This is a genomic window from Neoaquamicrobium sediminum (assembly GCF_040970315.1).
GTDB lineage: Bacteria > Pseudomonadota > Alphaproteobacteria > Rhizobiales > Rhizobiaceae > Aerobium > Aerobium sediminum.
Genome location: NZ_JAZHFV010000006.1, coordinates 460,144 through 479,790, shown reverse-complemented (window position 1 = coordinate 479,790; position 19,647 = coordinate 460,144). Strand labels below are relative to the sequence as shown.

Annotated in this window: 11 protein-coding genes and 1 pseudogene; 3 read left to right on the top strand and 9 right to left on the bottom strand. The window is 64.0% G+C overall.

The window, feature by feature from the left end:
- Positions 1-34: 34 nt before the first annotated feature.
- The 4 genes from V1479_RS19010 to V1479_RS18995 form a co-directional block, all read right to left on the bottom strand.
- On the bottom strand, positions 35-433 hold the full coding sequence (locus tag V1479_RS19010) for a type II toxin-antitoxin system VapC family toxin (RefSeq protein WP_368804327.1): 399 nt from the start codon (positions 431-433) through the stop codon (positions 35-37).
- Positions 433-687, bottom strand: coding sequence for a type II toxin-antitoxin system VapB family antitoxin (locus V1479_RS19005; RefSeq protein ID WP_368804326.1), 255 nt, complete (start codon positions 685-687; stop codon positions 433-435). Before V1479_RS19005 ends, V1479_RS19010 begins: the two co-directional genes overlap by 1 nt.
- Positions 688-765: 78 nt before the next feature.
- The gene (locus V1479_RS19000) at positions 766-3,213 is read right to left on the bottom strand and encodes a GcvT family protein (protein WP_368804325.1); all 2,448 of its coding nucleotides are present in this window, start codon (positions 3,211-3,213) and stop codon (positions 766-768) included.
- 244 nt (positions 3,214-3,457) lie between these two features.
- Positions 3,458-4,999 (bottom strand): trimethylamine methyltransferase family protein, encoded by a 1,542-nt coding sequence (locus V1479_RS18995; protein WP_368804324.1) that lies wholly within the window; start codon positions 4,997-4,999, stop codon positions 3,458-3,460.
- Between the two features lie 245 nt (positions 5,000-5,244).
- Here V1479_RS18995 and V1479_RS18990 point away from each other — a divergent pair, with 245 nt between their 5' ends.
- Together V1479_RS18990 and V1479_RS18985 are read left to right on the top strand one after the other, a co-directional pair.
- The gene (locus tag V1479_RS18990) at positions 5,245-6,021 is read left to right on the top strand and encodes a bestrophin-like domain (RefSeq protein WP_368804323.1); all 777 of its coding nucleotides are present in this window, start codon (positions 5,245-5,247) and stop codon (positions 6,019-6,021) included.
- A gap of 78 nt (positions 6,022-6,099) precedes the next feature.
- The gene (locus V1479_RS18985; protein WP_368804322.1) at positions 6,100-6,693 is read left to right on the top strand and encodes a transglycosylase SLT domain-containing protein; all 594 of its coding nucleotides are present in this window, start codon (positions 6,100-6,102) and stop codon (positions 6,691-6,693) included.
- 131 nt (positions 6,694-6,824) lie between these two features.
- On the opposite strand, the gene V1479_RS26210 is transcribed toward V1479_RS18985, so the two are convergent.
- From V1479_RS26210 to V1479_RS18965, 5 genes and pseudogenes are all read right to left on the bottom strand, one after another.
- Positions 6,825-7,229, bottom strand: a complete 405-nt coding sequence (locus tag V1479_RS26210) for a helix-hairpin-helix domain-containing protein (protein WP_497831762.1) — start codon at positions 7,227-7,229, stop codon at positions 6,825-6,827.
- 294 nt (positions 7,230-7,523) lie between these two features.
- Positions 7,524-9,686, bottom strand: a pseudogene (locus V1479_RS18980) (dipeptide ABC transporter ATP-binding protein); the annotation flags it as partial.
- A gap of 10 nt (positions 9,687-9,696) precedes the next feature.
- The gene (locus V1479_RS18975; protein ID WP_368804321.1) at positions 9,697-10,854 is read right to left on the bottom strand and encodes an ABC transporter permease; all 1,158 of its coding nucleotides are present in this window, start codon (positions 10,852-10,854) and stop codon (positions 9,697-9,699) included.
- Between the two features lie 11 nt (positions 10,855-10,865).
- Entirely contained in the window at positions 10,866-11,903 is a 1,038-nt protein-coding gene (locus V1479_RS18970; RefSeq protein WP_173192322.1) for an ABC transporter permease, read from the bottom strand.
- Between the two features lie 209 nt (positions 11,904-12,112).
- Positions 12,113-13,768 (bottom strand): ABC transporter substrate-binding protein, encoded by a 1,656-nt coding sequence (locus tag V1479_RS18965; RefSeq protein WP_368804320.1) that lies wholly within the window; start codon positions 13,766-13,768, stop codon positions 12,113-12,115.
- A 349-nt stretch (positions 13,769-14,117) separates the two neighbouring features.
- On the opposite strand from V1479_RS18965, the gene V1479_RS18960 reads away from it, so the two are divergent.
- Positions 14,118-19,580 (top strand): alpha-2-macroglobulin family protein, encoded by a 5,463-nt coding sequence (locus V1479_RS18960; RefSeq protein WP_368804319.1) that lies wholly within the window; start codon positions 14,118-14,120, stop codon positions 19,578-19,580.
- Positions 19,581-19,647 lie beyond the last annotated feature (67 nt).

Sequence of the window (19,647 nt, the reverse complement as noted above, 5' to 3'; positions counted from 1 at the left end):
ACTTGATAATTAAAGTCATATTTTGCGTGCGGCCTCAGGTTGCCGACGCAATGTCCGTCCGAGCGAAATCATCGCCTTTATAAAGCAGCTGCAGCTCGTGCTTCGTCGCATACGCATATGAGAAGCAGTCGCCAAAGTTGAGCCTCGCCGGATGGCCCGTACCCTTGCCGAAGCGCCGGTAGGCTTTCATGGCTTCACCATAAAGGTCGGCCTCAATGCCGACCATGCGAATGCCCAGCGCATTCAGTAGTTGGGGAACTGCCGCTTCCGCTGCTTCGTAGTCGCCGAGAACCTTGCCGATCGATAATGCTGCCTCAAACCCATTGGTCACCGTCGTCACCGGCGAATCTGCCGCCCTGATCTGCTGTACCAGCCGCTCGGATCCGGCTTCTTCAAGCGCGATTGCGACGATCGCGGACGTCTCGACCAGCATCAATCGTCCTCACCCCACATCTCGTCCATGAAAGCCTTATCGTCCTCGGCGCGATAGGGTCGCGACCCGCGCGCTGCGCGAATCTGGGCCAAGACAGATTCCAACTTGTCTTCGGTCGCGTTGTCACGCTGCCTGCGCGCCTCCTCTGCCTCCAGAACGGCAAGCTTGACAGCCTCCGTTAGCGTCACGCGACGCGCCCGGGCGAAGTGCCGCAGAAGCCGGTCGGCTTCTTTATCTTGAATGTGCAGAGCCATTTTCTGCCTCCATGTACAAAGTGGTATGATAGCTTGTACATGGGCTTTCTACAACGATGGTACGGCCGCGGCCAACAACTACCCCCGCATCCGCTCGAAATTGGCGTCAAACATTGGCACCGCCTGAATTCTTGCAGGCAGGCGCCGGCCGAGAAGTTCGATCTCGAACCCTGTTTCCGCGTCTGCGATTTCGCGCGGCACATAGCCCATCGCCACCGATTTACGGGAATGATGGGCGTAACCCCCCGACGTCACCCAGCCGCGCACGGCGCCTTCGAACCAGATCGCCTCGTCGCCGATGACGTCGGCGTCGACCGCATCCACGACGAAGCTGCGCAGCCGTAGCTGGCCGCCCTGCTCGCGCTCGGCGAGTGCCGCCGCCTTGCCGACGAAATCCGCCTCCTTGCCATAGGCGACGAAGCGGTCGAGGCCGGCTTCTAGAGGACCGTAGATCGGCCGGTATTCACGCGCCCAGGAACCGTAATTCTTTTCGAGCCGCAGCGCGTTGAGCGCGCGCGAGCCGAACAGGCCGATACTGAATTCTTCACCCGCCGACATCAGCCGCTCGAAGACATGACGCTGATATTCCGGCGCCATCCAGATCTCGTAGCCGAGATCGCCGGTATAGCTCACGCGCCCGACCAGACAGGGCGCCATGCCGATGTCCATCCTGCGGATCGCCATGAACGGGAACGCGGCATTCGAAACGTCGGCGCGGGTAACTGTCTCGAGCAGTTTTCGCGCTGTCGGGCCGGCGATGGCTAGCCCGACCAACGACAGGCCCCGCGCATCGACATTCACGCTTCCTTCGCCCGGCAGGTGCTTCTCGAACCAGCGCATGTGGTTCTGCTCGGCAATGCCGGAGCCGAAGATCATCCAGTCCTGCGATGACGACCGGTCCGCATCGTCAGTAAGATTCGCCACCGTGAAATCGCCGATCAGCTTGCCGTCTTCCTTCAGCATCGGCGCGAGCGCCATGCGACCCGGTGCGGGCAGCTTGCAGGCGAGCATGCGGTCAAGCCAGTCGCGGGCGCCCTTCCCCGTCACCCGGTATTTGGCAAAGCTGGAGATTTCAATGAGGCCGACGCGCTCGCGCACGGCCTGCACCTCGTTTGCGACATGCTGGAAATCTGTCGAGCGCCGCCACGAGAATTCGTCCCTCGCGCCCTGCGGCGCATACCACAGCGGCACCTCGAGCCCGTAGGCGACACCCCACTGCGCGCCCTTGGCTGAAAGAAGGTCATAGATCGGCGTGGTCTTCAACGGTCGTCCGGCCGGCAATTCCTCGTTGGGGAAGCGGATCGAGAAGCGCCGCGAATAGTTCTCGCGGACCTTGGCGTTCGTGTAGGCCATCGACGCCCAGTCGCCGTAGCGCGCCACGTCCATCGCCCAGATGTCGGCGCCCGGATCGCCGTCGATCATCCAGTTGGCGAGCGCCAGGCCTACGCCACCACCCTGGCTGAAGCCGGCCATCACGCCACATGCCACCCAGAACCCCGGAAGCCCGCGCACCGGCCCGACGAGCGGGTTGCCGTCGGGCGCAAACGTGAAGGGCCCGTTGATGATCTGCTTGATGCCAGTCTTCTGGAAGGCCGGGAAATGGCGAAAACCCACCTCAAGCGACGGCGCGATGCGGTCGATGTCGGGCTCCAGAAGCTCGTGGCCGAAATTCCACGGCGTCTGGTATTCCGACCATGGCTTGGCGGCCTTTTCGTAGGTGCCCATAAGCATGCCGCCGCGCTCCTGGCGCAGATAAAGCTCACCGTCGAAGTCGATGGCATGGATGATCTCGCTGCCGGTCTTCGCGTTCCACTCCGCCACTTCCGGCATGTCCTCGGTGATGAGGTACATGTGCTCCATGGCGAGCACCGGCAATTCCAGCCCCACCATGCGCCCGACCTCGCGCGCCCAGAGCCCGCCGGCATTGACGACATGCTCGGCGACCACCTCGCCCTTGTCGGTGATGACCCGCCACATTCCGTCTTCGCGCCGGACGATGTCCTCGACCTTGGTGAAGCGATGCACCTCCGCGCCCAGCTTTCGGGCGGCCTTGGCATAGGCGTGGGTGACGCCGGAGGGGTCGAGGTGACCGTCCTCGGAATTGCGCACCGCACCGACGAACTGCTTCGGATCGAGCAGCGGCATCAGCTCCGCCGCCTCCTGCGCCGAGATTTCCTCCAGGTCGAGCCCGAGGTAACGGCCCTTGGCGACGACGCCCCGCAGCCAGTCCATGCGTGCTTCGGTGGCCGCCAAAAGCACGCCGCCGGTGATGTGCACGCCGGTTGCCTGGCCGGAAAGCTCCTCGATCTCCTTGTAGAGTTCGATCGTGTATTTCTGCAGCTTGGCGACGTTCGGGTCGCCGTTGACCGTATGCATCCCGCCCGCCGCGTGCCATGTCGAGCCGGAGGTCAGCTCGTCGCGCTCGAGCAGCATCACGTCGGTCCAGCCGTGCCGGGCTAGATGATAGAGCACGGAAGCGCCCACGACGCCTCCCCCGATTACCACGACACGTGCGTGCGATTTCATGATTGCTGTTCTCGTTCAGTGAGTTGAAGGCCTGGCCTGAATCTTCTTGTCAGGCGCTCGAAGCCGGAGCTTGGGCGTTCCGGCATGGATCCTCGGATCAAGCCCGAGGATGACGAGATCACGGGCTCGTCACGCCATTCAAGACTTGTAGGATTGATTGCGTTGGAAACGTATTCGTCATCCTCGGGCTTGACCCGAGGATCCATGCGTGACCATTCCCACCTAGCCGGCGGCACGAAATAGGTCACGGCTCGCCCGCCCCGATCTCTTCCTTGCGTTTGGCGACGTAGGCGCCGAGCGCTTCGCGGACGCTCTCGTCCATCGGCGGCTGTTGGTATTCGGCCAGCGCCTTCTTCCAGACCTGCGTCGCACGCGCGGTTGCATCGGCGCCGCCGCTCTCCTGCCAGCTCTCGTAATTCTGCCAGTTGGAGATAATCGGCTGGTAGAATGCGGTCGAATAGCGCTCCAGCGTGTGCGCATCGCCGAAGAAGTGCCCGCCCGTCGGCACGCGCGCCAGCGCGTCCAGCGCCAGCTCGGCCTCGTTCACCTCGATCGGGCGCAGCAGTTCCATCATGTGCTGGATCATCTCGACGTCGAGCACCACCTTCTCGAAGCTCGCCGTGAGACCGCCCTCCTGCCAGCCGGCCGCGTGATAGAGCAGGTTGCCGTGGCCGAGCACGGCACCCCACAGCGCCATCATCGTCTCATAGGCGCCCTGCGCGTCCGCCGCGTTGGAGGCGGAGCCGGGCGTGGTGCGGTATGGCAGATTGTAGCGGCGCGCAAGCTGGCCGGAGGCGATGTTGGCCTTGGCGTTCTCGGGCGTGCCGAAGGCCGGAGCGCCAGAGCGCATGTCGACATTGGAGGTGAACGCGCCATACATCACCGGCGTGCCGGGCCGCACCAACTGGGTGAGCACGATGCCTGCGAGCGCTTCGGCGTTCTGCTGCGCCAGCGCGCCGGCGAGCGTCACCGGGCTCATCGCCCCCATCAGAGTGAAAGGCGTGACGGCGACCGACTGCCCGTGTTCCGCCACCGTCATCAGCCCTTCGGCCATCTGGTCGTCGAAACGACGCGGGCTGTTGACCGAGATGATGGTGGAAAGTGCGGGATCGCCGCGCATCTGGTCCAGCGTCAGCCCGCGCGCGATCGCCATCATCTCGATACCGTCCAGCGCCCTGCCCTGGCCGATGGCGGAGACGTGAAAGCTCTTGTCGGTCAGCGTCAGGTTGGCGAGATAGGTGTCGAGGTGCCGGGTGTTGGCCGCGAGCTCGATCGGCGCGCAGACCTGGTTGCCGAGCATGGTGATGCAGTTGAAATGCTGCGCGAGCCGGATCAGGTCGCAATAGTCGCGATGGTTTCCCGCGCGCCGCCCGCGCTCCATGTCGTGCACGTTGGGCGGCCCGGCAACCAGTGTGAAGCAGATGGCATCGCCGCCCAGTGGCACCGCACGCGCCGGGTTGCGCGGCCTCAGCGTGTAGGACGGCTGCGTTGTCCCAAGCGCCTCCGCAACAAGCCCGCGATCGATGTAGACCGTCTTTGCAGCGCGATCGACCTTGGCGCCAGATCGGGCGAACACGTCGAGCGCGGCGGCGCTCATCATCTCGATGCCGAGATTTTCCAGGATATGCATCGATGCGTCGTGGATCGCCTCCACCTGGTCGTCGGAAAGGACCCGCATCGGCGGATAGGGATTGCGCACATGCGACGCCGCAAGCTGCGGGATCGGTGCAGGCTCGCGGGCGTTGGCGCGCCCGCCGGAGCGACGGCGACGTGGTTCGGCGTTCATCCTCAAAGGCTTATCGTGCTGGAAAGCTTCTTCTGTCGAAAAAGCGTCCTATCCGGGCGCAATTTTAAGATGAGCGGCAAAAATTCGTATCAATGTAAAGAATAACGACATTCCGCGTCGTTTAAATAATATATCATGAATTTCGAGAGTTTTGGCGCTTCTGGACGCCACAAGACAAATCGGTCAGGAAGTGGGGACGGTGCAGGCTGCACCGGCAAGAGAAATTGCCGCCCGAGGTGTCACCAGTGTCCACGCTCCTGACCACGCTGTTCTCCCAATCGGCGCCGCTGATCCTTCTGGCGCTCGCGGTCTTCGGCATCGTCATCTTTGCGGTTTCGATGCTGTTGCTCACTGCCTTCAGGTCATCCACCCGGCGCCTCGATCAGGCGGTGCCCGTCACCACCTTCATGAGCACGATCGCGACGGCATGGGCGTTGGCGCTGGGCTTTGCCGCTGCCGACGTCTGGTCCATCCGCGCGCAGGCCGAGCAGGCCGCCAGCGAGGAACGTTCCACGATTGCCCGCCTCGCAGGCATAGCCGGGCCCGATGCGCTCGATGTGCCGGCGATGATCGAAGGCCTCATCGCCTATAAGGCTGCGGTGCGCGATGTCGAATGGGGTGCCAACGCCAACCGCGACCCGGCGCTGGAAGTCGACCGGGCACTTCAGCAGATCCGCATCGGCATGATCGAATTCGCTCAGGCTGGCGCCTCTGCCCCGCTCGTTGCCAAGATGGCGCAGGACTTCGACGAGCTGCAGGATGCGCGCAACAAGCGGCTTGCATTGGGCGGCAACTCGATCAGCCAGTACAAGTGGTATCTGGTGCTGTTCCTGACATTCCTGTCGATGGTTGCGATCGCCGCCGTGCATGCGGAGCGCCCTCCGGCGGCACGCAACGCGCTGGCGGTGTTCGCCGTCGCGGCTGTCGTCAGCCTGTGGATCCTCGCTTTGCATGCCATTCCCTATGCGGGCGCGGCGCGCATCGGCTTCGAGGAAATCCAGTTCCCGATCTCACGCCCCTGAACCGCGCCTTCGCCCCCCGCCTGGATCGTTAAAATTCAAGGCAAGCTTTCATTTACGGGCATCCGCTAGTGTGACGGAATGTCTGTATCGCGTTCCTTGCGTTTCCTGCCGCTCTTGTTGCTGCTGGCCTTGTCGGCCTGCGCCAGCAAGCCCGACCGTATCAACAATGTCTGCTCGGTGTTCGACCAGAATTCCGGCTTCGTCGGCAACTGGCATCGCTCGGCAAGCAGCGCGTCGCGTCAATACGGCATTCCCGTTCACATCCTGATGGCAACGATCCGCATGGAGTCCGGCTTCGAAGGCCGCGCGCGCCCGCCACGCAAGAAAATCCTCGGCTTCATTCCCGGCAAGCGCGCCTCGACAGCCTACGGTTATTCGCAGGCGCTTGACGGCACATGGACTGAATATCAGCGGGCAACCGGCCGTCATATGGCCCGCCGCAACAACTTCGCCGACGCCGTCGATTTCGTCGGGTGGTACCATAACAAGTCGGCGACCACGCTCGGCATCGCGCCGCACGACGCCTACAATCTCTATCTGGCCTATTATTCCGGCCACGCCGGCTACCGGCGCGGAAGCTGGCGCAGCAATACGTCGATCCAGAACTACGCACGCCGCACCGCGACGATGGCCCAGACCTACGCGTCGCAGATGCAGTCCTGCGGGCGCTAGACGCCGCCAGCGTCACCGCCGATGGAACAACGACGCTCTCACTGCGTCCTTCGAGGCTCGCAGAGCCTGTCCCCGGGCTCGCACCTCAGGATGAGGGAGGTGATTTGATCGCCCCCCACAGCACAGCGGATTCAACTACAGAGGAGAGGGCCGACGCACGTCGGTAGAAAAACCTTCGAGCCCGCGAGTTTGCCGGAGCAATGCACAACAGCCCTCATCCTGAGATGCGAGCCCCCGGGTCTTGCCTTCGGCAAGCCCGAGGACAGGCTCTGCGAGCCTCGAAGGACGCACAACAAGTTCACCCAGTCGTCGCGCTCGATGCGCCCCTTGAATTTGAGATAGTTGTCGACCCAGTCGCGCTCGGCCTTCTTCCACGCCGCCACCTGCGCGTAGGTGTAGATGCCGAGCCCGTTGAGAACACCTTCGAGCTTCGGGCCGACGCCCGAGATCAGCTTGAGATCGTCGGGGTTGCGCGGTTTCTTCACCGCCGGCGGACGCCCCTTCTCGGCGCCACCTGCCGCCTTTGAAACACCCATCTGCGCCTTGGCTTCCTCCGGCGAAGAGGCGGTACGCGCACGGCGCGGTGGCGTCGTGGCCACCCTACCAGCCGCCTTTTCCTTCGCGGTCGCGGCGCTTGCGGGTTTCACGGCGGCGCTCGCAGCCTGGCGTCCCTCGCCTGCTTCCGTCAGCGACTTCTCTGGCGCGGAATCGCCTGGCCGACCCGTCATTGCCTTCGACGCGCGTGCCTTTGGCTTAGTCTTGGCATCAAGCAGCCGCGCGGGCGTTGCCGCCGCAGCGGCGCCGGGCCGCTCGGCGCGGCTGCCGGCCTTCGTCGGCTTGCGCGGCGCCTTGGCCTTCGGCGTCTCAGCCGCCGGATCGGGTTCTTGCGCGCCCTCGAAGCTGATGACCGGCTCCATCGAGGCAAGCTGATCGTCGTCCAGCCAGCAAAGGCTCTTGTGCCCGTTGCCGAGGTCCTTCATCGGCGGCACCTGCGTCTCGCACTTGTTGCCCGGCACGAACTGCTTCCAACGGCAGCGCGTCTGGAACGGACAGCCGGGCGGCGGGTTCATGGCCGACGGGATGTCGCCTTCCAGCACGATATGCTTCTTCACTACGCTCGTATCCGCGATCGGGATCGCCGACAGCAGCGCCTCCGTGTAGGGATGGTAGGGCGGCGAGAATATTTGGTCCGTCGTTCCCGTTTCGACGATGTGGCCCAGATACATCACGACGACGCGGTCGGCGATGTACCGCACGACGGACAGGTCGTGGCTGATGAACAGCATCGTCGTCTTGTTCTTACGCTGGATGTCCATCAGCAGCTCGGTCACCGCCGCCTGCACCGAGACATCGAGCGCCGAGACCGGCTCGTCGGCCACGACAACCTTGGCGTTGCCGGCAAAGGCGCGGGCGACGCCGATGCGCTGCTTCTGCCCTCCGGAGAGCTGGCGCGGCATGCGCTCGGCAAACGCGCGCGGCAGCTTCACCAGATCCAGCAACTCGAACATGCGCTTGCGGCGATCCTCGACCGTGTCGCCGATCTTGAATTTTTCCAGCGTGCGGATGATCTGCGACCCGACCGAATGGCTCGGATTGAGCGTGTCGAACGGGTTCTGGAACACCATCTGGATGCCCGACACCGTCTCGGTGTCGCGCTTTTCGATCGGAGTAGCCTCGATCTCGGTATTGGCCAGCGTGACGGTGCCCGACGTCGCCGTCTCCAGCCCGAGAAGCACCTTGGCGAGCGTGGACTTGCCGCAGCCTGATTCACCTACGATAGCCACGGTCTCGCTCTCGCGCGCCTCGAAGCTGATCTGCTCGTTGGCCTTGACGGTGCGTGTCTCAGCCCCGCCGAAGATGGCGTTGGCCGCCACCTCGTAATATTTCTTCAGATTTTCGATCTTGAGCACCGGCGCGCCCGGCTTGACGGCTTCCTTCTCCGTCGTTGCACCTTCTGGCAGCGCATTCCAGTCGATCTCGTTGAAGCGCACGCAGCGGCTGAAATGCCGGTCGTGCCCCTCGACCTCGATCATCGGGATTTCAGCCGCATCGCACAGGCCAGGCTTGAAGTGGTGGCAGCGCGGCCCGAAATTGCAGCCCTTCGGGCGCTCGTGCGGCAGCGGAAGCTGGCCCGGAATGGCGATCAGCGGCCGAGAGTTCTTGTCTGCGCCGGGCAGCGGTATCGAGCGGAACAGACCCTGCGTGTAGGGGTGGCGCATGTGGTCGAACACATCCTTGATCGACCCCGTCTCCACCGCCTCGCCCGAATACATCACCGTGATCCGGTCACATGTCTCGAGGATCAGCCCGAGATTGTGCGACACGAAGATCATCGAGGTGCCGAACTGTTCGCCGAGCCCCTTCACCAGCTCGACGATGCCGGCTTCCACCGTCACGTCGAGCGCGGTCGTCGGCTCGTCGAGCAGCAACAGCGCCGGATTGGACAAAAGAGCCATGGCGATGACGATGCGCTGCTGCTGACCGCCCGAAAGCTGGTGAGGAAAGGAGCGCATTATCCGCTCGGGGTCCGGCAGCCGCACAGAGCGAACCATCTCCAGCGCGCGCTTGTAGGCCTCGTCACTCGAAACCTTGTCGTGGATCAGCGGCACTTCCATCAACTGCCGGCCGATCTTCATCGCCGGATTCAGGCTCGCCATCGGCTCCTGGTAGATCATGGCGATCTCGTTGCCGCGAATGGCCCGCAGCTCGGCATCGGACAGGTCGCCCATGTCCTTGCCCTTGAACTTGATGCGCCCGCCGACGATCTTGCCGACATTCGACAGGTCGCGCATCACGCCGAGCGACACGGTCGACTTTCCGCATCCGCTCTCGCCGACGATCCCCATCGCCTCACCCGGCATCACCGTGCAGGAGAAGTCCATCACGGCAGGAATCTCGCCCTTGCGCGTGAAGAAGGAGATAGACAGGTTTTCGATCTCAAGGATCGGATCGGCGTTCTGGGCCGCCTCGCTTGGCTTTACGGCTTCGTTCATGGTTCCGTCCTCAACCCTTCAGCGACTGTTCGCGCAGCGCATCGGCCAGAAGGTTCAAGCCGAGCACGAACGACATCAGCGCGATTGTCGGCGGCAGTGCGGGGTGGATATGCGAACGCAGGAGCCGGCTCGCCTCCTTGATCGCCGTGCCCCAGTCGGGGCTTTCCGGCGCAAGGCCGAGGCCGAAATAGCCGAGCGTTCCGAGCAGGATCGTCGTGTAACCGATGCGCAGGCAGGCATCGACGATCAACGGTCCTCGCGCATTGGGCAGCACTTCCCACAGCATGATGTACCACGGGCTTTCGCCGCGGGTCTGGGCTGCGGCCACGTAGTCACGCGTCTTGATGTCCATCACCAGGCCGCGAACGATGCGGAAGACACCCGGCGACGAGGCGAAGACCACGGCTACGAAGATGTTCAGCTCGTTCGGCCGGATGGCGATGATGCCCAGCGGGTCGGCGTTGAAGACAAGGCCGAGATAAATCCATCCGCCGATCAGCAGCGTCAGCCCGATCTGTATCGCCAACGCCTGCGGTCGATGCTTGTAGCGTGTGTAAAACAGCGTGCAGAAGAAGATGATCGGAAACAGGAAGAACACGCCCGCCATCGTGTAGGGGATCGGTGTGTCCATGATGCCGGGCGTCACCAGCAGGTAGAACAGCAGGATCACAGGGAAAGCCAGCACGAGGTTGGCCAGAAACGACAGGATCGTGTCCACCCGCCCGCCATAATAGCCCGCCGGCAGGCCAAGCGTGATGCCGACCATCAGTGCGAACATGGTCGCCGCCGGCGCGATCACCAGCACGATCTGGCTGCCATAGACCATGCGCGAAAAGATGTCGCGCGCCAGCCTGTCGCCACCGAAGAGGAAGGCCTGCCCGCTTTCGGGCTCGATAGCTCCCGGCAGCGCATCCTTCATCACCAGCACCTGGGCCAGCGGATTGAACGGAGCGACCGTCGAGGCGAACATCGCCGTGAACAGCCAGAACAGGCAGATCGTTACGCCGGCGATGCCGACATAGGTATCGAAGAGCTGGCCATAGAGCCCGAGCCGCGCGCGGAAGGCGAAACTCGTGCCGAGCACGACAGCAAGTGCCAGCCAGACCGGCCAGAACCGCACCAGGACACCAAGCAGCACCTGGAACGCGCTGAGATATTCATGTTGCATGCGCGGTCCCCTTACTGCACGCGAATGCGCGGGTTGAGATAGGCGTAACCCACGTCGGAGATGAGCTGGGTGAAGAGCACCACGAACACCGACACCAGCGAGCAGCCGAGCAGCAGGTCGATGTCGTTGTTGCCCGCGGCCTCCACGAGCGTGAAGCCGAAGCCCTGGTAGCGGAACATCACCTCGACGATGACGACGCCGGTCAGCAGCCACGGAAACTGCAGCATGATGACCGTGAACGGCGCGATCAGCGCGTTGCGCAGCGCGTGCTTGACGACGACGGCATTGAAGGAAAGCCCCTTGAGCCGCGCCGTGCGGATATATTGCTGTGTCATCACCTCGACCATCGAGGCGCGCGTCATGCGGGCGATGTAGCCGATGCCGTAGATCGCCATCGTCATCACCGGCAGGGTGAAGTTGTAGAAGCTGATGCCCTGGCTGGTCGCCGATGCCGCAGACCCATTGAGCCAGCCAAGCCACGACGCAAAGACGACGGTGAAGATGACGCCCGATATGTATTCAGGCGTCGCCGTCGTCGTGATCGATGCAACCGAAAGCGAGCGGTCCGTTCGCGATCCCTCCCGCATGCCGGCGAAGATGCCGATCAGCAGCGCGACGGGCACCATGACCACCATCACCCAGAACATCAGGATGCCGGTGGCGCCCAGCGCCGGCCAGAGCTTGGCCGAAACCGTTGTCTTGAATTTGGTCGAACAGCCGAAATCGCCCTGCAGGATGCCGCCATAGTAGGGCTCGGCCGGTTCGTTGCAGTAGGAGAAGCGCGGCGTCACCGCCCCCGTCTCGGCGTCTATGTTGGGCTGCTTCTGCACCACGCCGAGCCAGCGCCCGTAGCGCAGAAAGAAATTGTCGCGGTAACCGTTCCGCACGAGCCAGCTTTCGATGTGCTCGTCCGAGGAGCGCATGTCGAGCTGGCTGATCGACAGCTTGCGCAGGTTCGGCTCCAGATTGACCATGAAGAACACGACCAGCGTGAGGCACAGCATGGTCAACAGCATCGTTCCAAGACGACGAGTGATAAAGGTCAGCATCGTACCCCCTGCCTGTCGGGTTGGGGAATGCGCCGCACTATACGCCTATGGAGAACCGCAAGGAAATGGCCGTGCCATCGGCAGGACGACCGTCCTGCTTCCGTCCCGGCCCGGGCTTGCGTCGTGTTCCCCTTCAACGCTTTTCTAGCTCAGGCGCCCCGTTGAGGCGGAAAGGGGGCTTGCGCCCCCTTTCCTGTTTTTTCTGCCGATCAGGCTTCGTCCAGCCAGACCTTGCCGAAATCATGCTCGAAGGTCTGGTGCATCCCGTGGTTCTTCACGGCCGCCACCGAGTGGTTATAGAGCTTCCGCCAGTAAGGCTGGATGATGATGCCGGAGTCCTGGAGGATCTTCTCGATCTCCTCCATCACGCCACGACGTTCATCAGCATCCGCGATCGAGAGCGCCTGGTTGATCTTGGCGTCGAGGTCCGGATTGGAGTAGCCGGCCTCGTTCCATGCCTCGCCGGTGCGGTAGGCGATGGCAACCACCTGAATGCCCAGCGGGCGCATGTTCCAATTGGTCATTGAGTACGGATACTTCGTCCAGTCGTTCCAGAAGGTAGAGCCCGGCAACACCGTGCGCTTGACCTTGAAGCCGGCTTCACGAAGCTGGGCGGCGATCGCGTCGCCCGTGTTCTTGTGCCAATCCTCGTCAACCGTGATGAGCTCGTGCTCATAGTCCATCTGGCCGGCTTCTTCCATCAGGGCCTTTGCAGCCTCGATGTCGCGTTCGAACGGCGGCAGCTCGGCATATTCCGGATGGATCGGGCAGACGTGGTGGTTTTCGGCCACCTCGCCGGCATTGCCGTAGCCCAGCGCCAGAATGGTCGCGTTGTCGACAGCCTTCGTCAGCGCCTGTCGCACCTTCTGGTCGTCATAGGGCGCGTTGTTGACGTTGGTGCGCGCAACGATCGTCGACGCGGTAACAACCTCGGACGTCTCGAGGCCGATGCCCTCGAGGATCGACACGAAATCGGCTGTGGTCTCGTGGTTGGTATGCACCTCGAGCGCCTCGAAGGCCGAAACCATCGCCGCCGGATCGGTGCCGTAGTCGATGAACTCGACGCCGTCGAGATAGACCTCGCCGTTCCACCACTTGCCGTCCTCGCGCCGTTTGTAGACCACGGACTGGCCGACATCGTAGGACACGAGCTCGAACGGCCCGGTGCCGATAGGATTCTGCACGAAGTTCGCGCCAGTCTCGTCGAAGGAGCGGTGCACGATCAGGCCCGGATAGTCGGTCAGGTTCGGGATCAGCGCGATGTCTGGCTCGGTCAGCTTGAGGCGGACCGTCATGTCGTCGACCTTCTCGACAGAACCTTCGCGCAGCTTGCCCGTCTCCGCATCGGCCAGCGAGCCAAGGCGGCCCGGCATGGAATTACCTTCCGCGCTGCGATCCGCCCAACGCGTGATGTTGAAGATCACGTCATCGGCGTTGAAGGTGTCGCCGTTCGTCCAGGTAACGCCCGGGCGGCAATGGAAGACGTACTCGGTGGCGTCGTCATTGATTTCCCAGCTCTCGAGCAGATAGGGCTCGAAAGTGAACTCGCGCGTGTATTTCACCAGCGGCTCAAGCGTCTGGCGCTCGGCGTTGGCGATCTCCGACCAGTCTGCCGTGCGGGGATCCTTGGGATCCTTGACCGCCATCGCGACCTTGAGGACACCACCCTTCTTAGGCTCTTCCTGCGCCATCGCCGGGGTCGGCGCGGCCAGTCCGATCATGCCATAGGCCATCGCGGTAGTAGCGCCGAAGGCACTGGCCATGGCCAGAAATTCGCGGCGGTCGAGCTTGCCGGCCTTCGTCTCCTCCGCCAGCTTTTTTATATGGTCGGGGACACGGTTGCCGTTGCTCTTGTAAAACTTCATCGACGTTCTCCCATTTGAAGCTGCTTGCGTTAGCATTCCGCAGATGGACGGCGATGTCAAAAACCCCCGTCCGCAGGCACCGCAACGGAATGTGCAACGTTGCAGGAGGCGCAGATGGCGTAATTGCGACAAAGTTGACGCAATTTTAGCAACGGGAAAAGAATCTCGGCGGCGCGGAGATCGATTCCGCCCGAGCGTCTCATGACATTACCTGCCGTTTTGGAGTGCCGATAGCGCCACGGCTCACGGGCGTCGATGCCAGCGGGCGCTGTGGGCCGCATTGTTGACAAGCCGTCACGAAGGTTGCCTAAGTTCCGCAACGGTAATTCGTCAGCGTTTGGAGGGTTTCATGTCGATGCGCGCCGCTCGGATTTTCTCCATTCTCGCGACCATTTTGCTGGCCTTTTCGCTACCCGCTTCCGGCCAGAGCGAGCGTCGGATCGCGACGACCCCCGATTCGGATTATTTCGGCTTCGATCTGCGCACCGAGCAGGACATACCGCTCGACGCCTGCGAGGCAGTATGCCTCGCCGATCAGGATTGCCGCGCCTTCACCTACAACACGCGCGCGCAATGGTGTTTCCTGAAATCCGACTACAGCACGCTGAATTCGTTCCCGGGTGCGGTGGCCGGACGCGTGGTCGTCGACAGCGGCGAAGCCGAACTCGGCGCACCACCCGTGCTCGATTATGTGCCGCAGCATATGCGCGACGAGGCCCTGCGCTACCGCGCGACGCTCGAGCGCGAAACGCCGGACGAATCCACCGGCATCGTATACCTGTCTTCGAGCGCAGCCAGCGCCCTGAGTGCCGGCGATCCGCGAACGGCGGTGGAAGCCCGGCGCGCCGCGCTGGTCATCGACCCCGACGACGTGGAACTATGGGCCGGACTCGCCCGCGCGCAGTTCGCCGTCGAGCCCGACTCCAGCTCCGAACGCGCGCAGCGTGGCCAGGACGGCATGTCCGCCGCACTAAACGCCTATGCGCTGGCGCGCACCGCATCGGCTCGCGCCGACAGCCTCGCGGCGGTCGGTCTCGCGCTGGACAACCGCGACCTCTACCGCCCAGCCCTCCAGGCCTATGAGGCAAGCCTGGCGCTGGTCGACGATGCTTCGGTACGTGCCGCCTATCTCGATCTGAAGGCCCGCAAGGGCTTCCGCGTCGTCAACAATACGGTGGAGGCCGATGGGGCCGCGCCGCGCGCCTGCGTCCAGTTCTCCGAGGACCTGGCGAAATCGGGCGTCGACTACGCGCCCTTCGTCACCGTTGACGACGCCGCCCCGAAGGCCATCGAAACCTCGGGCACGCAGCTCTGCGTCGAGGGTCTCGAACACGGCAAATATTACCGTATCGGCATCCGGTCCGGCCTGCCCGCCGCCGTCGGCGAGGTGATCGCAAGCCCCGTCACGCTGTCCGTCTATGTCCGCGACCGTGCACCCTCGATGCGCTTTTCCGGCGAGAATTTCGTGCTGCCGTCCACGGGCCGCCATGCCCTGCCGATCGTGAGCGTGAACACGCCGCTTGCCGAGCTTAAGCTGCATCGCGTGGGCGACCGCGCGCTGAGCGATCTGATGAAGGACAATCCCTTCCCGCGCCAGATCGACGAGTACGAGATTTCCTCACTGGCCGAGAATCTCGGTGAGCTCGTCTGGCAGGGCACGATCGAAATCGACAACCAGCTCAATAAGGACGTGGTCACCGCCTTCCCGGTCGAGGAAGCGCTGCCGGAGCGCAAGCCTGGCGTCTACGTACTCACCGGAACGCCGCAGGGCGACACCAGCGAATCCTGGAATGCGCGCGCCACGCAGTGGTTCGTCGTCTCCGACATCGGCCTCTCGACCTATGCCGGCGAGGACGGATTGACGGTCTTCGCCCGCTCGCTGGCAACCGCGCGCCCGCTGGAAGGTGTGGAGCTGCAGCTTCTCGCCCGCAACAACGAGGTGCTGGGCACCGCAACGACGGATGCCAGGGGACAGGCCGTGTTCACGGCCGGCCTGACGCGCGGCAGTTCGGGCATGGCGCCCGCGGTGCTCACCGCCGCAGACGGCAAACAGGATTTCGTCTTCCTCGATATGACGCGCGGCGGTTTCGACCTGTCCGACCGCGGCGTGACCGGTCGCGCCGCCCCCGGCGCCATCGACGTTTTCGCCTGGACCGAGCGCGGCATCTACCGCCCCGGCGAGACGGTCCATGCAGCCGCCCTCGCGCGCGACGAAAGTGCCGACGCGATCGAGAACCTGCCGCTGACCTTCATCTACACCCGCCCGGACGGCGTCGAGGAGCGCCGCATCACGAGCGATGGCGGCGCGCTCGGCGGCCACCATGTGCCGCTGGACTTGCAGCAGACGGCGATGCTCGGTTCCTGGACGCTGGGCACCTACAGCGACCCCGACACCTCGCCCCTCGCCCAGTCGGTATTCCTGGTCGAGGAATTCGTTCCCGACAGGATTGAGTTCGACCTCGAACCCGAAACCCCTGAGATCGATGCCGGCGAACCGGCCTGGATCGCGCTCGACGGCCGCTACCTCTACGGTGCGCCCGCTTCCAATCTGGAACTCGAAGGCGAGGCCGTCGTCTCCACAACACGCGAATGGGATCGGTTCCCCGGCTTCTCGTTCGGTCTCGCCGACGAAGAAATCGAGGCATCGTCGACCTCCCTCGACATTGATGCGACGGACGAGGACGGCAAGGCCCGCATCGAAGTGGCGACCGATGCACTGCCCTCCACGACTGGTTTGCTCGAGGCCAAGGTGACCGTGCGCATGCGCGAAAGCGGTGGCCGCGCGGTCGAGCGCAGCACGACGCTTGCCATCCGCCCGCAGGACGCGGTGATCGGTATCCGTCCCGATTTAGCCGGCTCCGAGGTGCCGCAGGGTTCGACCGCGTCGTTCCGCGCGATCGCCGTCTCGCCCTCAGGCGAACGCGAGGCGCTGTCTGGCGCGCTTTGGACGCTGACCAAGATTGAGCGCAACTATCAATGGTACCGCAGCAACAACGCCTGGAACTATGAGGCGATCACCGTCGAGCGTCGCATCGACAGTGGCACCGTCGACATCGCTGCCGACGATCCCGCGACCATCGCGGTCCCCGTCGACTGGGGCCGCTACCGCCTCGAGGTCGAGAGCGCCGATCCTGCCGGGCCGGTTGCCAGCTACGAATTCGATGCCGGCTGGTTCGTCGAGGCCACCTCGACGGAAACCCCGGATGGCCTGGAGATCGCCCTCGATAAGGACAGCTACGAAACCGGCGAAACCGCGACCCTGAAGGTGTCGCCCCGCTTCGCCGGCGAGCTGCTGGTGGCGATCGGCTCCGAACGCCTCCATCAGACGATCGAGGCGAGCGTGCCCGCAGAAGGTGCGGAGATCGAAATCCCCGTTTCGACCGACTGGGGCGCTGGCGCATATGTCACGGCGACGCTTTTCCGCCCCGGCGAGGCGGAGGAAAGCCGCATGCCGTCGCGCGCCATCGGCGTAAAGTGGCTGGCGATCGACCCCGCAGAGCGCAAGCTCGGCGTCGAGCTTTCCCCGCCCGCGCAGGCCCTGCCCCGCGCACCGCTTTCCATCCCCGTTTCTCTGACGGGGCTGGAACCCGGCGAGGAAGCCTACGTCGCGGTGGCAGCCGTCGACGTCGGCATCCTCAATCTGACCCGCTACGAGCCACCCGCGCCTGAAGACTGGTATTTCGGCCAGCGCCGGCTCGGTCTCGAGATACGCGATATCTACGGCCGGCTGATCGACGGTTCGGCGGGCGCCTTCGGACGCATCCGCACCGGCGGCGACGGCGGCGGCCTCACCGCCCAGGGCAGCGCCCCGACCGAGAAACTGCTGGCCTTCTTCTCCGGCCCCATAAAGGTCGGCGACGATGGCAAGGCCGAAATCACCTTCGACATACCCGAATTCAACGGCACGGCCCGCGTGATGGCGGTGGCGTGGTCGAAGCGCGGTGTAGGCGAAGCGACAACGGACGTCATCATCCGCGACCCGATCGTGATCACCGCCGGTCAGCCTCGCTTCATGGCGACTGGCGACCGTGCCACCGTGCGCCTCGACATCCACAACACCGACGGCCCCGCTGGTGATTATGCCGTTGCGGTGCGGACGGAAGGCACGGCCGGCTTCGACTTTGGCGACACGCCGCAAAGCGTCGCGCTCAGCGACAACGCCCGCGCCACGTTGACCCTTCCGGTCACGGCGACAGCCACCGGCGATGCTACGGTGACCGTGTCGCTCACTCACGCTGACGGCGTTGAGGTCGACCGCACTCTCTTCCTGCCGGTGCGTCAGCCGGCGATGCCGGTCACGAACCGTCAGGTCATCAGCCTCGCGGCCAATGGCGGCTCGCTGCGCGTTGATGGCGAATTGCTGGCAGACAGCCTGCTGGACGGCGCATCGGTATCCGTCGGCGTATCGCCGGCATCGGCCTTCGACCTGCCCTCGCTCCTGATGACGCTCGACCGCTATCCCTACGGCTGCGCAGAGCAGACGGTCAGCCGCGCCCTGCCGCTGCTCTATGTTGGGGAACTCTCCTCCGCGACGGGCCTCGAGAACGATCCCGGCCTGCGCGAACGCGTGCAGAAGGCGATCGCCAGGGTGATGACCTTCCAGACGTCGACAGGCTCGTTCGGCCTGTGGGGGCCGGGCTACGGCGACCTCTGGCTTGACGCATACATCACCGATTTCCTGACCCGCGCCCGCGAAGCCGATTTCGGGGTGCCGGTTCAGGGTATGACCAACGCCTTAAGCAATCTCCAGAACCAGCTTTCCTACACGACGGACGTTTCGGAGCGCGGCACGGAGATCGCCTACGCGCTTTATGTGCTGGCGCGCAATCGCAAGGCGCCCATCGGCGACCTGCGTTATTATGCCGACACGCGGCTGGAGGAATTCACCAGCCCGATGGCACGCGCCCAGCTTGCCGCGGCACTCGCGCTTTATGGCGACAACCAGCGCGCCGATACCGTTTTTGCATCCGCGCTGCGGCGCGCGCAGGGCGACACCGCCACCAACTTCAACCGCTCCGACTACGGCTCCTCGCTGCGCGACGGCGCGGCGATGCTGGCGCTGGCGGCAGAAACCCGCCCCTCGCCTGGCACGGTTCCGGCCATGGTAAGCTTTGTCACGCAACAGAAGAACAACGCGCGCTGGACGAGCACCCAGGAAGAAGCCTGGATGCTGCTGGCGGCCCGTGCCGTGCAGGCTTCGGGCGACGCGATCCGGCTCGACGTGGACGGCGCGCCGCATACCGGAAGCTTCGCCCGACGCGTTGCCGGTGAGAGCCTGCAGGACAACCCCATCACCGTCACCAACCGGGGCGACGAGCCTGTCGATGCGGTTGTCACGACAGTAGCCGCACCTGTCGATCCGCTGCCGGCAGGCGGCAACGGCTTCACCATCACGCGCAGCTACTACACACTCGACGGCGAGGAAGCGACGGTGTCCGAAGCGGCACAGAACGAGCGTTTTGTCGTGGTCCTGAACGTCAACGAAGCCAACACCTGGCCCTCGCGGGTGGCGGTGACCGACCTGCTGCCCGCCGGCTTCGAGATCGACAATCCGCGCCTCGTCGGCAGCGCGGAACTCGCCAATTTCGACTGGCTGGCCGAACCGGAAGCCGCCCATTTCGAATTCCGCGACGACCGCTTCGTCGCCGCCTTCGACCGCAATGGCGGCGGGTCGTTCCAGGTCGCCTATGTGGTTCGGGCGGTAACGCCTGGCGTCTACGCCCACCCCGCCGCCGTCGTGGAGGATATGTACCGCCCGCAATTCAACGGCCGCACGGCAGCCGGCATGGTTGAGGTGATTTCGGGACGGTGATGGGGCTGCAAAGCGGCATGGGATTGAAAACAGTGCCCTACGTTGCCCCCCTCTGTCCTGCCGGACA